At 44.9% G+C, this 19160-nt stretch carries 16 protein-coding genes; 3 read left to right on the top strand and 13 right to left on the bottom strand.

The window, feature by feature from the left end; genetic code table 11:
- Positions 1 to 39 precede the first annotated feature (39 nt).
- From G3570_RS00845 to G3570_RS00810, 8 genes are all read right to left on the bottom strand, one after another.
- A complete protein-coding gene (locus tag G3570_RS00845; RefSeq protein WP_165138226.1) occupies positions 40 to 855 on the bottom strand; it encodes a glycogen/starch synthase in 816 nt (271 codons plus the stop codon).
- Positions 856 to 889: 34 nt separating this feature from the next.
- Entirely contained in the window at positions 890 to 1708 is an 819-nt protein-coding gene (locus G3570_RS00840) for a phosphosulfolactate synthase (protein WP_165138224.1), read from the bottom strand.
- Positions 1709 to 1813: 105 nt separating this feature from the next.
- On the bottom strand, positions 1814 to 3676 hold the full coding sequence (gene glgB, locus G3570_RS00835; protein ID WP_165138222.1) for a 1,4-alpha-glucan branching protein GlgB: 1863 nt from the start codon (positions 3674 to 3676) through the stop codon (positions 1814 to 1816).
- A 157-nt stretch (positions 3677 to 3833) separates the two neighbouring features.
- Positions 3834 to 5324 carry a sodium:solute symporter family transporter gene (locus G3570_RS00830; RefSeq protein ID WP_165138220.1) on the bottom strand — a complete coding sequence of 497 codons (1491 nt, stop codon included), beginning with the start codon at positions 5322 to 5324 and terminating at the stop codon, positions 3834 to 3836.
- A 240-nt stretch (positions 5325 to 5564) separates the two neighbouring features.
- A complete protein-coding gene (locus G3570_RS00825; protein ID WP_165138218.1) occupies positions 5565 to 6968 on the bottom strand; it encodes a Glu/Leu/Phe/Val family dehydrogenase in 1404 nt (467 codons plus the stop codon).
- A gap of 118 nt (positions 6969 to 7086) precedes the next feature.
- The gene (locus G3570_RS00820) at positions 7087 to 7605 is read right to left on the bottom strand and encodes a 2'-5' RNA ligase family protein (RefSeq protein ID WP_165138216.1); all 519 of its coding nucleotides are present in this window, start codon (positions 7603 to 7605) and stop codon (positions 7087 to 7089) included.
- Between the two features lie 114 nt (positions 7606 to 7719).
- On the bottom strand, positions 7720 to 8487 hold the full coding sequence (locus G3570_RS00815; RefSeq protein WP_165138214.1) for a hypothetical protein: 768 nt from the start codon (positions 8485 to 8487) through the stop codon (positions 7720 to 7722).
- A 271-nt stretch (positions 8488 to 8758) separates the two neighbouring features.
- The gene (locus G3570_RS00810; RefSeq protein ID WP_165138212.1) at positions 8759 to 9028 is read right to left on the bottom strand and encodes a hypothetical protein; all 270 of its coding nucleotides are present in this window, start codon (positions 9026 to 9028) and stop codon (positions 8759 to 8761) included.
- A 210-nt stretch (positions 9029 to 9238) separates the two neighbouring features.
- Here G3570_RS00810 and dinB point away from each other — a divergent pair, with 210 nt between their 5' ends.
- Together dinB and queA are read left to right on the top strand one after the other, a co-directional pair.
- Positions 9239 to 10321 carry a DNA polymerase IV gene (dinB, locus tag G3570_RS00805; protein WP_165138210.1) on the top strand — a complete coding sequence of 361 codons (1083 nt, stop codon included), beginning with the start codon at positions 9239 to 9241 and terminating at the stop codon, positions 10319 to 10321.
- A gap of 442 nt (positions 10322 to 10763) precedes the next feature.
- Positions 10764 to 11765, top strand: a complete 1002-nt coding sequence (gene queA / locus G3570_RS00800) for a tRNA preQ1(34) S-adenosylmethionine ribosyltransferase-isomerase QueA (RefSeq protein ID WP_165138202.1) — start codon at positions 10764 to 10766, stop codon at positions 11763 to 11765.
- 98 nt (positions 11766 to 11863) lie between these two features.
- Here the strand turns inward: queA and G3570_RS00795 are convergent, their stop codons facing one another.
- The 4 genes from G3570_RS00795 to G3570_RS00780 form a co-directional block, all read right to left on the bottom strand.
- Positions 11864 to 12253 (bottom strand): hypothetical protein, encoded by a 390-nt coding sequence (locus tag G3570_RS00795; protein ID WP_165138200.1) that lies wholly within the window; start codon positions 12251 to 12253, stop codon positions 11864 to 11866.
- A 104-nt stretch (positions 12254 to 12357) separates the two neighbouring features.
- Entirely contained in the window at positions 12358 to 13026 is a 669-nt protein-coding gene (locus tag G3570_RS00790) for an FAD-binding oxidoreductase (RefSeq protein WP_165138198.1), read from the bottom strand.
- A 120-nt stretch (positions 13027 to 13146) separates the two neighbouring features.
- Entirely contained in the window at positions 13147 to 13995 is an 849-nt protein-coding gene (locus tag G3570_RS00785; RefSeq protein WP_165138196.1) for a dienelactone hydrolase family protein, read from the bottom strand.
- A 157-nt stretch (positions 13996 to 14152) separates the two neighbouring features.
- On the bottom strand, positions 14153 to 15283 hold the full coding sequence (locus tag G3570_RS00780) for a PQQ-dependent sugar dehydrogenase (protein ID WP_165138194.1): 1131 nt from the start codon (positions 15281 to 15283) through the stop codon (positions 14153 to 14155).
- Between the two features lie 1082 nt (positions 15284 to 16365).
- Between G3570_RS00780 and G3570_RS00775 the strand changes: the two genes are divergently transcribed.
- Positions 16366 to 18054, top strand: a complete 1689-nt coding sequence (locus G3570_RS00775) for a competence protein CoiA family protein (RefSeq protein ID WP_165138192.1) — start codon at positions 16366 to 16368, stop codon at positions 18052 to 18054.
- Positions 18055 to 18087: 33 nt separating this feature from the next.
- Here G3570_RS00775 and G3570_RS00770 read toward each other — a convergent pair whose 3' ends face one another.
- Positions 18088 to 19110, bottom strand: coding sequence for an ArdC family protein (locus G3570_RS00770; RefSeq protein ID WP_165138190.1), 1023 nt, complete (start codon positions 19108 to 19110; stop codon positions 18088 to 18090).
- Between the last annotated feature and the right edge of the window lie 50 nt (positions 19111 to 19160).

The following is a 19160-nucleotide window of genomic DNA, read 5'->3' as shown; positions in this document are numbered from 1 at the left end:
AAATCCTGCAACGTGGAACCACTCTATATTTAAAAATTATTATTCTTCTTCATCTTCATCAACACCGGCTATCTCTTCATAATAGTCGGCGAACTTGTCGGATACCATTTCAGGAGAACCCTGTATTCTGGTTGCTTCAATACCCAGCCCCTTCAGTTCGTCATCCAGTTGATCTTTAATCTGGTTCCCGGTAACAACATGATCACTGAAAAGCATGCCGAGGTGTCGAAGATCCACCTTACCGTCATTTACCAGCTCGGAACGGTCAACAGAATCGGGTACTGAAATTAAATCCAGTATGCTTTCATCAAAAATGCCGAAATTTTCAGGGTGGTGGATATTGTAGACCAACTCGGTCTCCTTAAACAAATCCACATCCTTATAAGACTGCTTTACCAGAAACGGAATCAATCCGGAAGGCCAATCGTGGCAATGGATGATATCCGGTTTCCAACCAAGCTTCATAACTGTTTCAAGCACCCCTTTATTGTAGAAAACAATTCGCTCGTCGTTATCTTCGTAGTGCTCATTGGAGTCCGGCTTGGTAAAAAGGGACTTTCTTTTGAAATAGGTATCATTATCCAGAAAGTATACCTGCAGCTTGGCATTGGGAATGCTGGCGACTTTGATGCCCATCTCCTCTACTTTATCGCCTACTTCCACCTCGATACCCGAAAGCCTGATCACTTCATGTAACCTATTCCTACGGTCGTTTATGGTACCATACTTGGGCAATAGTATTCGTATTTCATAGCCTTTATCCTGTAAAGAGGCCGGCAAAAAACGCAGGAGATCCGCGGTGTTGGTCATACGGGCGAATGGAGATATTTCGGCAGCAGCGTATAAAACTTTCATAAATAGTTCAGAATTACTTCGTTAAAATTATTTTTTACTCTTCGGACTCTTCTTCGTCTTTATCGGCATAAAGCTGGTCCATTTCCCCATCGTCGAAGGAATAGAAATCGAACAAGGTGTCACTTCTGAGACCAAGTCGTAAGGTTTCGACAGGGATTACTTCGGTAGGCTGTACATTTCCGAGATTTACGTTACTTCCAAATTTCTTGATAAACCAAACTTGCTGTTCTTTTTGCGGTGTCTCGAAAATAAGATTGTCTACGGAGATCTGGTCGGCTATCTCATCGATCAATCCGGAGCGAACTTCGCCGTTGGGTCTGAAAACCCCTACGGTACCGCTTTCGCGTGCCTCACAGATAATCTTCCAGGCACCGGCTTCGAGTTCGTTCTGAATCATTTTGACCCATTTGTAGGGCGGAATGATGTCATTTGGATTTTTACTGCCGATCTCGGAAAGGATAGTGAAATGTTTGCTCATTTCACTGATGATCTCAATTTTGCGCTTGTCGGAAAGCCAGATGGTTCCGTTTGATACTTCGGCATGCCGGATGTTGAAGCGATCGAGCAGCTTCATATAGGCATCGAGCTGGTCGCGCAACACATAAGCTTCGAATAGTGTACCACCGAAATATACCGGGATATTGGCGTTGGCATAGACGGCGAGCTTGTCTTCAAGATTCTGCGTTACATAGCTGGTTCCCCATCCCAGCTTAACAATGTCCATATATCCCGAGCTGGACTCACAAATATCTTCCACTTGCCTGACACTTAAACCTTTATCAAGGACCAGCGTCATGCCTTTTTCTCTGGGTTTTTCAGTACGTTTGGGAAGATGATTGAGCTTAAAAGCCATTTAGAAACTTATTTTGACAAATTAAACGGTCAAAGATACTAAATCGAACCTTGTTAATAAAGCTTGGCCTAATTTTATTATTCTAAACCCGATAATGTTCCCCTGCTAATAAATTGATTTTAAAACCAACGCAGAGAAGGGTGCAAGACCGCATACCTGCCGATAATCTTTAGCTGGTTCGCTCAGGGAGCCCCGGTTGTTGCCCCCGTAGTATTCCGAATCGGTGTTGACCAGCAATTCGTAGCGCATGCCTTCAAACGGACCCGGAGAATAATCGAAGATCTCCGAATCGGAAAAATTCAGAATAAAAAAGATGTGGTTTTGAGAATCTTTGGCCTTGCGCAGGAAGGAGAAAAGCCCGGGATGTTCTTCACCCATGTGTATCCATTCAAAGCTCTGGTAGTTGTTCTCCTGCTCATAAAGGGAACCTTCTCTGTTATAAATATCCAGTAGGTCAGATACCAGGCGCTGCATGCCCTCATGCGGTTTGTACTTCAGCAGGTGCCAGTCGAGCTGACGGTCCTCAGACCACTCGCTGGTTTGGCCGAACTCACCGCCCATAAAAAGCAGCTTTTTACCCGGGAAACCCATCATATAGCTGAATAACAGCCGCAGGTTGGCGAACTGCTGTTCATGTTGTCCGGGAGCCTTGTAAGCAAGAGGTTTCTTCAAGTGCACCACCTCGTCGTGGGATAGTGGCAGTACAAACTGCTCATTCATGGCGTAAACCATAGGAAAGGTGATTTTTCGCGGATTACGGTACCTGCCCTTCACATTCATCTCCATATAGCTGAGCGTGTCATTCATCCAGCCCATGTTCCACTTGTAGTCAAAACCCAGTCCGCCATTCTCGGTAGAGTCTGTAACCCCTGCCCATGATGTGGATTCCTCTGCTATAGTGAGCACGCCGGGATACTCATCCTGCATCACCCGGTTGAACTCCTTGAGGAATTCAATAGCTTCAATATTTTCATTGCCTCCGTACTGGTTGGGCAGCCACTCTCCGTGACTCTTGGAATAATCGAGATAGAGCATGGAGGCTACCGCATCGACACGCAATCCGTCGATATGAAACTTTTCACTCCAGAAGGCCGCGTTGGAAATCAGGAAATTGCGCACACCCGGCTTGCTGTAATCAAAAACATGGGTCCCCCAGTCTTTCTGCTCCCTTCGAAACGGGTGCTCATGTTCATAGAGCGCCTGACCGTCAAACATTTGCAGTGCCTGCTCGTCTTTGGGAAAGTGCCCGGGCACCCAATCGAGTATCACCCCGATTCCTGCCTTGTGGCACTCATTGATAAAGTACATGAACTCCTTGGGCTCGCCATAACGGCTGGTGGGGGCATAGTAACCGGTTACCTGGTATCCCCACGAAGCATCATAGGGATATTCTGATACCGGCATCAACTCAATGTGCGTAAAGCCCATATCCTTTACATAGGGGATGAGTTCGCCGGCCAGTTCCTTATAACTGAGATATTCGCTGTTCTGCCAGCCCTTGAGCCTCCACGATCCGATATGCACCTCGTATATTGACATGGGTTTGTCAAAGCTCTGAAGACCCTGACGATTCTCTAACCACTCATCATCTTCCCAGTCAAAACCTTCCAGTTCATACACGATGGAAGCTGTCTTGGGACGCAACTCGGAATAAAATGCGTAGGGATCGGATTTGAGAAAAGGAGGCGAATCCGGACCGGTTTTCAGCTCATACTTATATAGGGACCAGTGTTTTACGCCCTCAATTTCGGTCGACCAGATGCCGGTTTCCTCGTCTTTTTCCATGGGATTTTCACGGCCGTCCCAGTGGTTAAACGGTCCGACCACGCTGACGCTGTGGGCATGTGGTGCCCAGACGGCAAAACGGACTCCTTTATCGGTAATATGAGCACCCAGCTTTTCGTAGATATGATGATGATTCCCTGCGTGCCACTTTTCCCGGTCTTTCTTTGATAGTAATGAAGTCACAGTTGGTATCCCCCGTTAGTTAAGTCATTGGTTCTTAATGTAATGGTTGGAAAGAAAGAACAGAAATAAAAATTGGGCTTGAGTTGAGGCTGTATCACAGAGGCACACAAAGATGCCACAGAGTTACACAGAGTCTTTGTGTCTTAGTGGTAAAAAATCATTTTTCGAGTTCGATGAAGACCTCTTCAATATTATTAGGCTTTTGGGTGTAGAGGCTCACCAGCCAGGTAGCAAGGAGGCTTAAGATGAATGCAGGAATCAGTTCATATAAATTGTTTTTAAGCACCGGGATATAGTACCATATAATCGTCACAAAGGTGCCCGTTAATAATCCGGCGATGACCCCGGCTTTAGTTGTTCCCTTCCAATAGAGCGCCAGGATGGAAGTAGGACCTATAGCCGCACCTAATCCCGCCCAGGCAAATAGAACGAGCCAGAAGACCAGCTCCTGCGCCAGTAATCCGAAAGCAAGGGCCACAACCACAAGCAACAGCACGACGAGACGGCTGTAACGCACCAGTTTCTGTTGGGGGATCTCCTTACCCTTGTTTAGGATACGGTCGTAGATATCGCGTACTACGGCTGAAGCCGCCACCAGAAGCTGGGAATCTGCTGTCGACATGATCGCCGCAAATATGGAGGCCACCACCACTCCGAAAATAACCGGGTGCAGGTGCTGCTGCGCCAGAACAGGATACAGGTTCTCGGTATCGGAGGCAGGCAACAGATCTGCTTCCGGGAAATAGACGCGTCCGGCCAGCCCGATAAAGATGGCACCCCAGGCCATAACAACATTCCAGGTGGTACCCACCACTGCAGTCCACCGCAATTGATTCACATCATCAATAGACATATAACGGGTAAGAATATGCGGGTTGCCGGGCGAGCCGAGTCCTATACCTAAAAATCCTACCAGTGCCCCAAACGAAAGGGCAAAAGGATCCACCAGGGAGGCATCCATATCGGTGAGCTGGGAAAGTACTGCCGGTAAACCGCCGGCATCGGCAATGGCGATAAAGGGCAGAATCACCAGCGCAAAAATCATAAAAATAGCCTGGAACATATCGGTAAGACTCACTGCCAAAAATCCACCCAGAACCGTATAAGCAAGAATGATAACGGCAGAAAGAATAATTCCGGTAGACTGATCGATATGAAAACTGGAGGCAAAAGCCTTACCGCCGGCCACAAACTGGGCGGAAACATAGCTTACCATAAAGATAAGAAACACCACAACCAGCAGTATGCGCAGGGAACCGGTCTTGTCGTTGAACCGCTCGGCGAAGAAGTCCGGTATGGTGATGCAGTCATATGTTTCAGAAAAATTACGCAGGCGACGGGCATAGTATAGAAATAAAAACAGCTCTACCACGATATAGCCTATTACCGCCCACACAGCCGAGGCACCCTGGGCATAGGCCATTCCGGTGACACCGAGAAGCAGCCAGGCGCTGCGACCTGAAACCACCGCAGAGAGCGCTACCACGAAACGACTCATCTTCCTGCCACCGATAAAAAACTCACTGATTCCCTCAGATGAAAAGCGCGAAGAGTAGATACCGATACCTATCAAGAGAAGAAGATATCCCACAAATGCCCAGACAGCATACTCGTCAACCGCTAAGGATATGACCTGGGTTTCATCCACTGAGAGTTATTTTAGTTTGGTATTAAGAGCTAAACCGATGCTCAAAGCGATGATAAGGAAGGGTACCAGAAACATCATTATATAGAAAGAAGCCATGAAACCTGCAGCTAAATGTTACGTAGTATAATCTGTATTCTATCGATTACTTTCAGGCTCACAAAGTTACCCCTGAATAGTTATGGATATTTCTGTAAAGAAAAAACCCCGGTCCATTTCAGGCTGGGGTTTTTTTAATAAAGATCATGGGAAGATACCCATCTGTTCATAGATGGCGCCTACCTTTTCAATGGCATTGAGAAATGCAGCCGTCCGCAAGTCAATATCGTGTTTTTTGCGCAGCTCATTGATTTGCTGGTAGGCAACAATCATCGTCTCTTCAAGTCCGGAATCCACTAGCTCATATTCTCCCGAACCGCTGGCTAGTTTTTCCAGTTCTTCTTCGGTAAAGGTGCGATCAGAGATATTCTCAATCACACCCAGAATTTTGCGGTAGCTGGTAGCTTCCGCACGTTTTTCCATCCTACCGAAACGGACGTGGGAAAGATTTTTGAGCCATTCGAAATATGAAACCGTCACACCGCCGGCGTTGAGGTAGTTATCCGGAATCAGCAGTGCCCCGCGTTTTTTGAGGTAGTCGTGTGCTTCGGTGGTCGTCGGACCGTTAGCCGCTTCTGCGATGATCTTGGCTTGGATGTTCTCCATATTATCGCTGTTGATCTGATTTTCAAGAGCAGCGGGCACAAGGATATCACATTCGGCTTCGAGCACCGCACCGCGGTCTTCCATCTCTTTGGTATTCCCAAAACCGATGATAGAGCCTGTATCCTTTCGAAACTCCATTAGCTTTTCCAGGTCGATACCGTTCTTGTCGTAAATTGATCCTTCGTATTCGGCAACCCCGATCAGTTTGGCTCCTCCTTCTATGAGATATTTGGCTGCGTGGTAGCCCACATTACCAAGTCCCTGTACTACAAACGTTTTGCCTTCCAGTCCGGGCTCCAAGCCCAGATCCTTCATATCTTCCTTATCCTTACAGGCTTCGCGTACCCCAAAGTAGACGCCCCGTCCGGTTGCTTCCGTTCTGCCTCGAATCCCGCCCATCGGAATGGGTTTGCCGGTTACACAAGCCTCACTATTGAGCTCTGAATTAAGCTGCCGGTAGGTATCGAGGATCCATCCCATCTCCCGAGCCCCGGTTCCGTAGTCGGGAGCAGGTACATCCAGTCCCGGACCTATAAATCCTTTTTTAATAAGCTCGAAGGTATAGCGGCGGGTGATACGCTCCAGTTCATCTTGAGAGTAATTGTTCTTATCAATCCTGATGCCTCCTTTGGCGCCACCAAAAGGTACGTCTACTACTGCACACTTATAGGTCATCAGTGCGGCGAGCGCCATCGTTTCGTCTTCATTGACCGACATGCTGAATCGAATACCACCCTTCGTTGGGACCTTATGATGACTATGCTCCACACGCCATCCATGCAGTACTTCAATATCGCCGTTATCCTTTTTAAGTGGGAAGCTGAAGCGATAAACGCTGTTGCAAATTTTAATTTGGCTCAGCAAGCCCGCATCAAAACGTGAGTACTGGGCTGCTTTATCAAATGCTTTGTTTACCTGATCGAAAAACTTATAGTTTGACATAGAAACACTATTCAGGATTAATTGGGAGATAGTCTTAATGGCTCATTGCTTGAGCAATGAGTGTGCAAACAATCGCAATATAATTGAACAGATTCAAGCTAAATAAAAAGCTGTATAATCAGGACTTGAACTCCGCGAGGTGTATCTTTTCCCACTCGTGGGGTTTACCCTCGGTTTTCACCAAAAGCAAGCTGTGAACCTCAAACCGGATATGAAACTCCCGGCCCATTACGCTTAAAATTCGTTCTTTCTCTTCCTGGCTGATATCCCCGTACATCAGGCTGAGGTGGGGAATATATTCCTCGTCCTCTTCGTAACCAAAAAGCTGCAGGGCGGTTTCGTAGGCATTTATCAGCTTATCACTTTTTTTGATGTGTACAAATAGAGACTGGTAAAATTTGTCCCGATAACCTGCTTTCGTCAGCAGCAGATCGAAAGGACTCAGCGCACCTGCCAGTGTCTCAGTCAGCTGAATGAGTTCCGTTTCACCATACCTCAAACCGCTGAGAAGCGTAACATGCGGTTCAAAAGAAGGAGTGCCGTATTTGTTGCTGAGTTTATTTATTCGCTGCTGAATGCTGAATGCAATATCGCCGAAGGGACGTAACCACAAAGAATATTTTTCGGATGATGCCATAATACTATCTAGTTTACCTCTGCTTATATTAAGAAAATACGCATAGAAGCAGTACCATTCCACGATACCGATTTCAGAATATTAAATCGGTAAGGAAGATACAATACCTTTTAGCTAATCATTGAGCGGCAATGAAATATGAAGGTGATCTGCTGTACCCACATGCCGAAGTGTGTTAAGGCCAAAGAGAGCAAAGGTTTGTTCCGTAATCCAGTTTTTCCACTCAGCTCTTCCTTTCGTGCGTATATCTGCCGCGTGCACATAGCCCGTTTTCTGTTCGTAGTGCAGGGACTGACTGTTAACCGGCAGGCCCATCGCGGCATAATCCCCGGGATTTCGTTGCATGTCGGTCACAATCAGATCATTATGTAGCAAAATTGTTGTGGCCATCGAAACTCGCAAGATGGGATGAAGCGAAAGATAGTAGGAACTCACCTCCTCACTCTTGGCATTCACACCCGAAAAGTAGAGCAGACCGTAACTGCAGTAGGCGATTACCAGCAGGGCTATGCCTCTGCGTAAATATTTATGAACACGAGCAGATTGCCCTATGAACAGACTGACCGCTGCAGCATAGAGCAGCAATAACAGAATAGTAATACCGACGCCGATGGAGAGGGCGAGCCAACCGTTCAGCGAGTAGTGGGTATAAAGATAGACTGAACTGCGAATCAACACCAGGAATGGCAGCAACAACATGACTATCAGGGCAGATAGTGCTGCGACAATTTTCTTAAGGGAAAAGCTTTTGCCGGTACTCTTTCGTGATTTTTCCTGCTTCCCGGTTCCCTTGAGCTGTTCATCAAACAGAGCATCCAGCTCTTTAAGCTTGTCAAATGATAGCTTTTCAGATGAGGGTGAAGACGAAGGTGTATACGCCATGGCAATCAGCAGAATGAAGCGTGAATATCTTTATGGTTCGCTTCATTTCACGGAATTCAAGCGGGCTTGTTGCAGTAAGAGACTTAGCGGTAGAGAAATGGCCAAAAAAAAAAGAAGGATATTCCAGTATTGAATATCCTTCCTTCATCCTATCACTATCCCTGCTATAATTTAATAACTTTAGAAAAAGATGCCACTTATTATTTAAAAGAGGCTGAAAGGTTGCTCATCCCGGTTTATGGGAATATCACATTACTAAAACGGCTACCAATCAGTGTTCGGTTGCCTCGTGTTCATCCTGTAGAAAAAATACATTGGCGATGAAGAGAATGGCAAGACCGCCCAGCACTCCGAACATCAGGCTTCCGGGTACTTCCAGTTCAATACCGATACCGCCCACTATCACCGTACCCAGCACTCCTGCCAAAATATTTGTCGTGATGGTGAGTCCTTTGTTCCACATTACCACCTTGGCAGCGGAACCGATAACCATCCCCACCGTTATGAGCCAGAAAAGCGTCGTACCGTCAAGATTTTCCATAAACCAGTAATTATTTAGTTGTTCCGTTCAAATTTTTCGACAAAATAAGCAGAATGAGGCAATTTTGGAATGTTCGATTTATGCGATTGCATTACATAATAAATTCGAAGCTAATTATATTACTAGAAGTTTGATAGAGTCTTAATTTCCGCAGATTTCGGTGATGGCGCAGATTAGGATATAGTATGTAAATGAGTATGACTTTCCACGATGAGTGAAAGCATTAAGAAAATTATTCACATTGACATGGATGCCTTCTACGCATCCGTGGAGCAGCGTGACTTTCCCGAGTACCGCGGGAAACCGGTGATTGTGGGCGGGAGTCCGGAAGGACGCGGAGTGGTTGCAGCCGCAAGCTATGAAGTGAGGAAATTCGGTGTTCACTCAGCCATGCCGGCAGCAAGAGCGGTTCGGCTCTGCCCGCAGGCTATTTTCGTGAAGCCTCGCTTTGAAGTCTATCGCGAGGTGTCGGAACAGATACGGGACATCTTTTTCCAGTTTACCGATCTGGTGGAACCTCTTTCATTGGATGAAGCCTATCTCGATGTGACTGAAAATCATATCAACCTGCCTTCCGCCACCCTCATTGCCAAAGAGATCCGCCGGCTGATCAAAGAGAAGACGCGACTGACCGCTTCGGCCGGGGTAGCCTTCAACAAGTTCCTGGCAAAGGTAGCATCCGACATCAACAAGCCAAACGGTATGGCAGTGATCACACCTGATAAGGCTGATGCCTTCCTCGAATCTTTGCCCATCGGCAAGTTTCACGGAATCGGATCGGCCACCGAGAAAAAAATGAAATCCTTGGGCATCTACACCGGCAAAGATCTCAAAGAGTGGGATGAGATTGATCTGGTGGAACGTTTCGGCAAAACGGGCCGATATTACTACCGCATCGTCCGTGGAGAGGATAATAGGGAGGTAAAGGCTCACCGGATCCGGAAATCAATCGGCAAGGAGCGAACCTTTTCGGAAGATGTAGAGGAACTCGATTGGATTCACAACTTCCTGGAAGAGCTGGCCGAGAAAATTTCCATGAGCATGAAGAAAAAAAAGATGGCCGGGAAGACCGTCACGCTTAAGGTGCGCTATGATGATTTTGAAACCCTTACCCGGAGTACTTCCTTCAGCCACTATATTAACAAAGGGGAGGATATCGCAGAGACTGCCAAGTCGCTGCTGCAGCAGACAGAGGTCGGCAAACGCAAGGTGCGCCTGCTGGGAATTACTTTATCGAATCTGAATTTGAGTGAAGAAGGAAGATTTGAGCAGCTGAGTATTCCTTTCGATTGAGGCCGCGGATTTACACGGATTTTTTTCTTTAGAAGAGAATTCGCACGGATTTTAAAATTACTTCTCCCTCCGCCGCTCTGCTTCCCACCTCACCTTCTCCCTCCGCCGCTCTGCTGCGGAGGGGCAACCCATGCCTCCAAATTATTTATGGAGCAAAAAAATATGTCTTGTCATCCCGATCCGCCGGCTGGCGGAAGGGATCCCATCCGTTACTAAAAGACAAAGCCTCTTCATTACGGATGAGATCCCTCGCCGGGGCTCGGGATGACACCAAAATCGGGATGTGCAATTCTGTTTGGGCGCAGATTTGCAAGGATCTTGAATGTTTACAGAACACAGTAATTCGTTAATTGATGATATCTGCTTATCTTCACAGCCTGAATTTTGCTTGCTCAGCAAGTAACATTTCCTTCACCAAATCTGTGTAAATCCGCGGCCAAAAATGACTTTTACCCTTTCTGATTTTGATTATGAACTGCCTGAGGAATACATAGCCCAGAAACCGGCACATCCGCGTGACCATGCCCGACTGCTGGTCTATAACCGGGCTGACGGCAGCATAACCGACGACTATTTCTACAACCTGGCCAACCACCTCCCTTCGGACACCACCCTGGTAGCCAACAACAGCAAGGTCGAAAAGTGCCGGCTGCTGTTTGATGAGGGCAAAATGGAAGTCTTCATTCTCGAATCCCTGGATAATAACCGGGTGCGAGCTATGGTGCGGCCCGGCAAGAAGTTTAAGAGAGGAAAAACAATTCAGCTGAGCGATGAGATTTCAGCTACCGTGCTGGATATTGATGAGGAAGGGCTTCGTACTCTTAGAATGGAGCCGGACCTGGAAAGCTCAGCTTACGGCATCTATCAGCGTACACCTTTTCCGCCCTATATAGAACAGGATGAGTCGTTGTCGGAAGAGTACCAGACCGTATTTGCGGAAGACATGGGCAGCAAGGCGGCCCCGACGGCCGGACTCCATTTTACAGATGAGCTTATTGACAACATTAAGAATAGCGGCATTTCATGGGCAGAGGTCACCCTACATGTCGGTCTCGGCACTTTTGCACCGGTCAAAGAAGACGAGATTGAAGAACATACCATGCACTCAGAGTGGTATGAGCTGGATGAGAAAACAGTGAACCGGCTCAATGGGGCAAGTCACATTACAGCTATCGGTACCACCAGTGTCCGGGTACTTGAGTCGGTTAGGAACAAATACAATGCCTTTCAAGAAGATGCCGGCGAGACTGATATATTTATCAGGCCGGGCTACGAGTTCAAGGCGGTAGATGCACTGATAACCAACTTTCACCTGCCCAAAAGCACGTTACTGATGCTGGTTGCTGCCTTTACGGGCTACGAAGAGATGAAAAAAATATATCAGCATGCCATCGACGAGAAGTATCGATTCTACTCCTTTGGCGATGCCATGCTGATATTGTAAGACTAGTAGACGAGAGTGGAACTCCCTCAGAGCAAAGTTGCCCTATTTACGGGAGTACACCCCCCCTCGAAGCCCAATTTTTTATGATATAGTGCTTTTTACGCTTCCGGCTTGTCTTGCTGCTTTCGCATCATTTCCTGCATGTCAGGCATGTCATTGCTGTCATCGTCCTGACCCTGGATCTTGATCTGGTTTTTCAGGGAGGTGGAGAGTTCTTCCACATCGTCTTCTGACAGCACTTCATTGATATCTTCAATGCCTACTTTGCTCAGCAGGTTATAAATCATGCGGTTGAAGAGCATCTGGTGTGCAGCTGAGCTGATTTGCATAAGCTGCTGCTGCGGCACTTGAGCACCGGATAGCTTAACTTTGTTCATCACCGGCTCCAGCATCTCTTCAATCTTGCTGGAAAGCTGCTTCTCCAGCTCCTTAGCGTCTTTGTTTTCTTTACTGGTTACTTCATTTCCCGACGGATCGACTAATTTCATCTAAATAATACTTTGTTTGAGATTATTGTTAGTGTATTAAACAGGGATTAGATTGATATCGTTTAAATACTTACCACTTAGTCACTAAGTGTCTTAGTGGTTGACTATTCTTCGAAGACAATGCCATCAGTGTCGGCGCCCAGTTCCTGCAGGTAACTGCTGATGTCGGCCACAAACTGGGGAGGTCCGCATACATAAAAATTCTGATCATAGTCATCGATATGCTCCTCAATAAACTCCTTATCGATAAACTCGGTCAGGTACTCCTCCGATTCATCCACTTCCGTGAGCGTATTCACAAAATTATCGCCGAGCATTTCCTGAAACTCGTCCTCCAGGATGATATCCTTTTCGGTCTTATTCGAAAAAATAAGCTTGTTGCCGTCAATCTCGCCTCGCTTGTGCAGGTCACGTAAAATGGCAATAAAGGGTGTGACACCCGCGCCGCCGGCCAGAAACACACCAGGACCTTTATACTGAATGGTACCCCAAGCGTCATCAATGATGAAGCTGTCGCCCTCTTTCAATTTTCCAATCTGTTCGGTGACCCCATCGTGTTCAGGATAGATCTTGATGGTAAACTGAAGCTGCGAATCTTCATTGAGCGAGGTGAAGGTGAAAGGACGTTTTTCATCACGCCAGCCATCCTTATCAATGGCTACCTCGGTAGCCTGGCCGGGTTCGAATTCATAACCCTCCGGCTTGTCGAAGGTATACTGGTTAACGTCGTGGGTAATTTCTTTGATATCTCGTATGGTAACTGTGTAGCTCATCTTGGTAAATTATTTGCAGTTCATATTCTGCATACCTTAATGAGATTTACAGCTATTTCATTCAAAATATACCACTAAGACACTCAGATACTAAGTGCCTTAGTGATAAAAAAGGAAAGGCTAGTTCTTAAGATGCTCTTCGAAGAAGGTCGTTGTCTTCATCCATGCGTCGTTGGCCGCTTTCTCCACGTAGTTTCTTCCGGATGGGTTGGCAAAGGCATGTCCGGCACCATCATAGATGTGAATAGAATTCTGTACACCCACATCATTCAGTGCGGACTCAAATTCATTCACTGCTGAAGGCGGGATACCGCCATCTTCAGCCCCGAAAATTCCCAGGATAGGCATCGTCAGGTTTTCCAGACGGTCTTTATCAGTAACCAGGCGGCCGTAGTAGATAACCGTGGCATCAATATCCTCAGGCATGGCAAGCGCCGTCTGAAGCGACCAACCCCCGCCAAAACACCAGCCTATAGTTCCGACCCCGTTAGCATTTTGGGTGTCAATCAGATAGTTATAAGCCTGCGTCAGGTTATCGAGAGCCGGCTCCTGCTCTACAGAACGGGCATAAGCCCCGGCACTGTCGGGCGTTTCGGCTACCTTGCCGTTGTACAAGTCTACCGCCAGTGCGGTATATCCTTCCCCAGCCAGGCGACGGGTCATCATGCGGATGTTGTCATTGAGTCCCCACCACTCGTGGATCACAATCAGACCGGGAAGATCTCCCTCAGCATTCTCCGGTTTGGCCAGGTAACCGGTGATTTCCTGTCCGTTGACCGTGGCATAGGTGACGGTCTCCTCGGACACATCAGCGGATTGTGGTGTTTCGCTCGCGGCATTTGCTACCGGAGCGTCATCTTTATGTTCTTCATCCATGCGGTCGAGGTAATCGTCTTTCTTCTCCGAACCACAGGAAGCAATCATTAATGCAAGTATGGCTATCGAAATATATCCAAGTATCGTTTTCATAACTGTAGTTATTACAGGTTAATGTGTATTCTTTAAATGAAGCTTAGAATAAAAAGTTGCATCGGGTTGTTACACTGAGTTACTCAAAGGAGCGCAGAGTTTCACAGAGACTTTGTGTCACTCTGTGGAAACTCTGAGCAACTCTGTGTCATAGCCATTAAGTCCCTTTTGGAACAATTCTCACAATTCCGTTCCCCTCGGTACCCACGTAAATATACCCGTCCGGGCCCTGTTCTACGCTGCGTACACGTCCGATGCCTTCAAATAGCACTTCTTCGCCGGTGATGGTATTATCCTCCATCAGGCACAGCACCAGGTAGTTGAACTTAAGGGATCCGACCAGTAGGTGTCCCTGCCATTCGGGATAGGTATCACTGGTAGCAAAGGCCATGCCCGAAGGTGCTATGGATGGATCCCAGTACCACTCAGGCTGCATCATCCCGGCCCGCGCCGTATCCTCGGCAAACTCGGTGCCGCTGTAGTTGATACCATAGCTGATGATAGGCCACCCGTAATTTTCTCCTTTCTTAATCAGGTTTACTTCATCGCCTCCTCGAGGTCCGTGCTCATGTGTCCATATCTCCCCTGTTTCGGGATGAGTGGCCATACCCTGAGGATTTCGATGTCCGTAGGAATAAATAGCTTTCTTGGCCCCTGATTCATTAACAAAGGGATTGTCCGCTGGGATGGTACCGTCCGGGTTCAGCCGGTAAATCTTTCCCCCGTCACGGGTGATATCCTGAGGATTCACATCCCGGTTTCCTCGGTCACCGATGCTGAAATAGACATACCCTTCATCATCAAAAGCGATTCGGCTGCCAAAATGCTGGCCGCGCCGTGTGTTAGGTACCGCCTTGTAGAGCACTTCCTGGTTGGTCAAACCGGTATGATCATCATTCAGGCGGGCTCTCATCAGCGCCGTGTTGGCCCCGCGCTCATTACCCTGGGGACTTGAGTAGGTGAGATAGATCCACCCGTTTTCTTCATAGTCAGGATGGAGGGCGACATCCAGCATTCCACCCTGTCCATTGGACCAGACTTCCGGAACCCCTGAAAGCGGCTCACTGAGGTCGCCGTCACTGAAAATATGCAGCGTGCCTGATCGCTCGGTGATGAGCATATCACCGTTGGGCAGCCAGGTCATTCCCCAGGGTACCGAGACCTCACTGACTACTGTTTCGGTTGTGTAATTTTCATCTGTGTCCGATCTCTCAATATCCGGCTGACCGGCGCAGCTGATTGCAAGAAACGAAAACATCAGGGTGAATAGAGGCAGGATTTTTTTCATGGCTAAAGTATCAAAAAATTTATAGTTACGACTAATTACTTTGAACGGTAAATAACCTGTTTAGGATTATTTTACAAACCCAGGCTAAACATCAGAATCAAATACAGTGATACAGCATTCCAAAATGACTAGCCGCAAAAAACTTTTACAAACTCAGGACGAGGAGTGCTACATTGGAGGCAGGAAAACGTTTGTAATTTGTTGAATGAAGCGAGATATTTGTCCACCAACTTGTTGGTGGAAATTTCAAAGGGCAAATCCCAAGGTACAAACAAGCACCAAAAGACAAGTTCTAATTACAAAACGCTTGTTTTGACATTTGGTAATTGAAAATTGTTTGGTTTTTGAGATTTGCCTATTGCTATTTAAACAAAAGCGCCCGTAGCTCAATCCCGATTTATCGGGAAGCGTCTGACTTCGGATCAGAAGGTTGAGGGTTCCCCCGATTTCTCGGGGCGGGCATACTTTTTGACATAATGACTTTATCTGCGCCCGTAGCTCAACTGGATAGAGCGTCCGACTTCGGATCAGAAGGTTGAGGGGTCCCCCGATTTCTCGGGGCGGGCCTACTTTTTGACCTAATGACTTTATCTGCGCGCGTAGCTCAACTGGATAGAGCGTCCGACTTCGGATCAGAAGGTTGAGGGTTCGAATCCTTCCGGGCGTACAACTCAAAAGCCGTAAAGCGTATATAATCAACGCTTTACGGCTTTTTTATTAAGGGCTTGGCCAACATATGGCCACCACATTTCTTTGTACGTCTACGGGTTGAAAAATAGATCTATAAATCTCTAGAAATAGTTGCCTTATCCAAGGATTATGATAGGCAATGAATTAATAAAATCTTGCGAGTATCGAAATTGGTAAACGCGCTGGATTATATATTCTTAGGAGAACTAACACTCGATCCATTTCAATTTGGGAACTTAGATGCATAGAGCCTTGCAGGCATTCGTGGTTTGCAAGGCTTAGTTATTTAATTTTCCCCAATGGCAATTCTTGACTTAAATATTATCAAATCGTAATTATTGAATAGATGATATCTAAAACCTCATCGTTTTAAAAAACTATGATTCAAGATTATGAGTGGAAACATAAAATTACCATTTGGACTTAAAGGGGATAAAATTTGTCATATATCTAATGTAACAAACGGTCTAAGTTGTGGTTGCGAGTGCCCTAATTGTGGTAAAAAGCTAGTAGCAAAAAATAACGGGACCGAAAAAGCACACCACTTTGCACACTACCATTCAAAAGAATGTAAAGGTTCACTAGAAACTGCCATTCATGTCATGGCAAAACAAGTGATAAAAACCGAATTAGAGATTTACACTCCTAAATATGAAAGGGCTATTTCCTTAGTGGATGATGATAATATGCAGCATCAAGGAAAATCAACTCATATTCGACCTGCTAAATTAAAACTTGATCGTGTTGACACTGAAGTATCTAAAGAAGGTTACAGACCAGACGTCGTTGCTTATGTTAAAGGAAAAGCCCTAAATATTGAGATAAAAGTAACCCATGAGGTGGACGAAAAGAAAAGAAAGATAATTAAATCAGTTCAGGAACCGATGTTAGAAATTGATTTAAGTAATCTCACAGAGGAAACGCTATTAGATCTGGAAAAATTTGAATGTGAGGTAAACAGAAATGTAAATAATCGCTACTGGATAAATAATCCTAAGGGTGATTTAATCTTTAAAAGGCGCTTAAAAAAACTAAGGCAAAAAGTTGATAAGATTAATAAACAAATTAAAAAGAGAAAAAAACGTGAAGCGAAGAAAAAGGAAGATTTTGAAAAGCTAAGGCAGAAAAAAAGAACGCCTTACTTAGAGAATTTGGAGAAACTCAAACGTGCTGATAAAGAATGGATTTATAAACGAAAGCTGGATTTACTTAAAATTAATGAAACACTTATTTCCAATAGTTTAAATCAGATCGAATACGACGAAGAAAAGGACCCACCTCTACTTTCCAGTGAAATAGCATCCGATTGGATATTTAACGTACATCCAAAGGCTTGGCAAAGTGCCATATTTCTTAAGTATATCCACAATAACCCAATAGATTCTACTTTCAATGCGAATGAGGTTAAAAAATGGGTAGTGAATCGGTTTGGAGTAATTGAATTTGTAGAGGAGTTAAATTTTGTCAAGCAAAAACAAAAAGAGATTGGTAGTAAAAGAGACAAATGGTATGCAGAAAAGGGTAGCTGGTTTTTTACAGATACGGAAAACCATATGATTATATCACCATTTAAACCAATAATAGAATACTTAAACTATTTATCTCAGCTAGGTATTATTGAAGCCAATTCTAAGAATAAAAACTGTTTTACGATCAAATACAATTCATGGCCTGATTATGTTAACTATGTCCAAGAACTTGAAAGAAAGAAAACATTACAAAAAGAACTTAGAAAGTTGCAAATTGAATTCAATGAATTAATAAAAAAGCAAAAAATTGATGAGACAGACAGGTTAAAAACAAATCGTATTAAAAATATTATCAAATCAGAAAAGAGAGCTTTTGAAACGTATGGTGAAAAAGCACGATCATGTAAAAAATGTTATATGGCCTCGAACATTCATGATGGTATAACTTGTCCGTTCTGTGGTCATCATGATTTTAGACAAATCGAACTAACAAAAGATCACTTCAAATATGCCAGGCATAAACATGAATGCAATTCTAGTATAAATATTAATCCAAAGTTTATTTCGGAATTAGATCTTACCCTTCTTGAAGATTTTGAACAGTCAAATTAATTGAAAGAATTGAAACTCATTTCAAATGATATCTCAATTTACCAATGCTTCCCAATTTTTAACTCTGCTTTCCGAAAACGACCGCCCATATTGAGGTTTTAAATCAAAGGGGAGAATATCAGTTTCTTGATATAGCCAATAAATTGCAGTTCGGGCTAATTCAAGAGTCTCTGTAAAATATGAAAAATCATTTTCGAGCACTTTTATCCAACTATTTAAATAGACAGCATGATCTTCTCTTGGAAATGGCTGTGTATTAAATTGTGTAGTCAAAATGGCCCCACCTAACTCCGCAACTAATTCTTCAAAAGCATAAGCATTATCACCGAATTTAAAACCAAACTTCCTACCACATCTTGTCTCATGTCCAGTCCAATGTATAATTTCGTGCAGCAATGTGCTGTAATAATTCAACGTTTGAGAGCCATTCCCTTTAACTGCTTTAAATCTTGCCATTTCTGGCATTTGAATAAAATCCTCAACTATTGTATAAAAGGCTCGATTACCACCATTCTTTATTTCTGCACCTGTTTTATTTATGAACTTCTTTAATCTATCAAAATCAGAAATATTCTCAGTAAAAAGGTCTGGCTGACTTTTATCATATCCTTCTACTTGATCAGCATTAAAAACCCAATAATATCTAAAGAAAAAATCTTCACGGGCATTTTCCTTTTCTTCCTCACTAATGAAGTCAAAATATTTTTGCCCCTCTTGTTGCTCGTCTCCTTCATCGGATGTTTCCCTTGGTATAGCGAACATAACAAGCGTACCTGTTTCACCGGCTTTTACCCTTACTCCAGGGCCTTTTCTTTGCCATTGCTTAAAAGTTGCCCAATGGTTAGTTGTATAATTGTTATTAATACAGGCCTGCCAAAGCAATAAAAAATTGTTGCCACCATAGAATTTACCTGTTACCGGATTCCAGGCTTCTGGAATTCCCTCATGCCAAGGCATATCCCAATTTGACTTTCCATCCTTCATTTGCTCAAGAATTGTCTCAGATATTGAATCGATCTGTGAGGTATAATGCTCTATTTTTTCAGGTAGATTCATATCTCTTGTATATAATTACTCTAGCAGTCCTAATTAAATACTCGATTATT

Origin of the sequence: Halalkalibaculum roseum (assembly GCF_011059145.1) — a bacterium.
Lineage (GTDB): Bacteria > Bacteroidota > Rhodothermia > Balneolales > Balneolaceae > Halalkalibaculum > Halalkalibaculum roseum.
The sequence above is the reverse complement of the archived record's forward strand: the minus strand, read 5'-3'. Positions and strand labels throughout refer to the sequence as shown.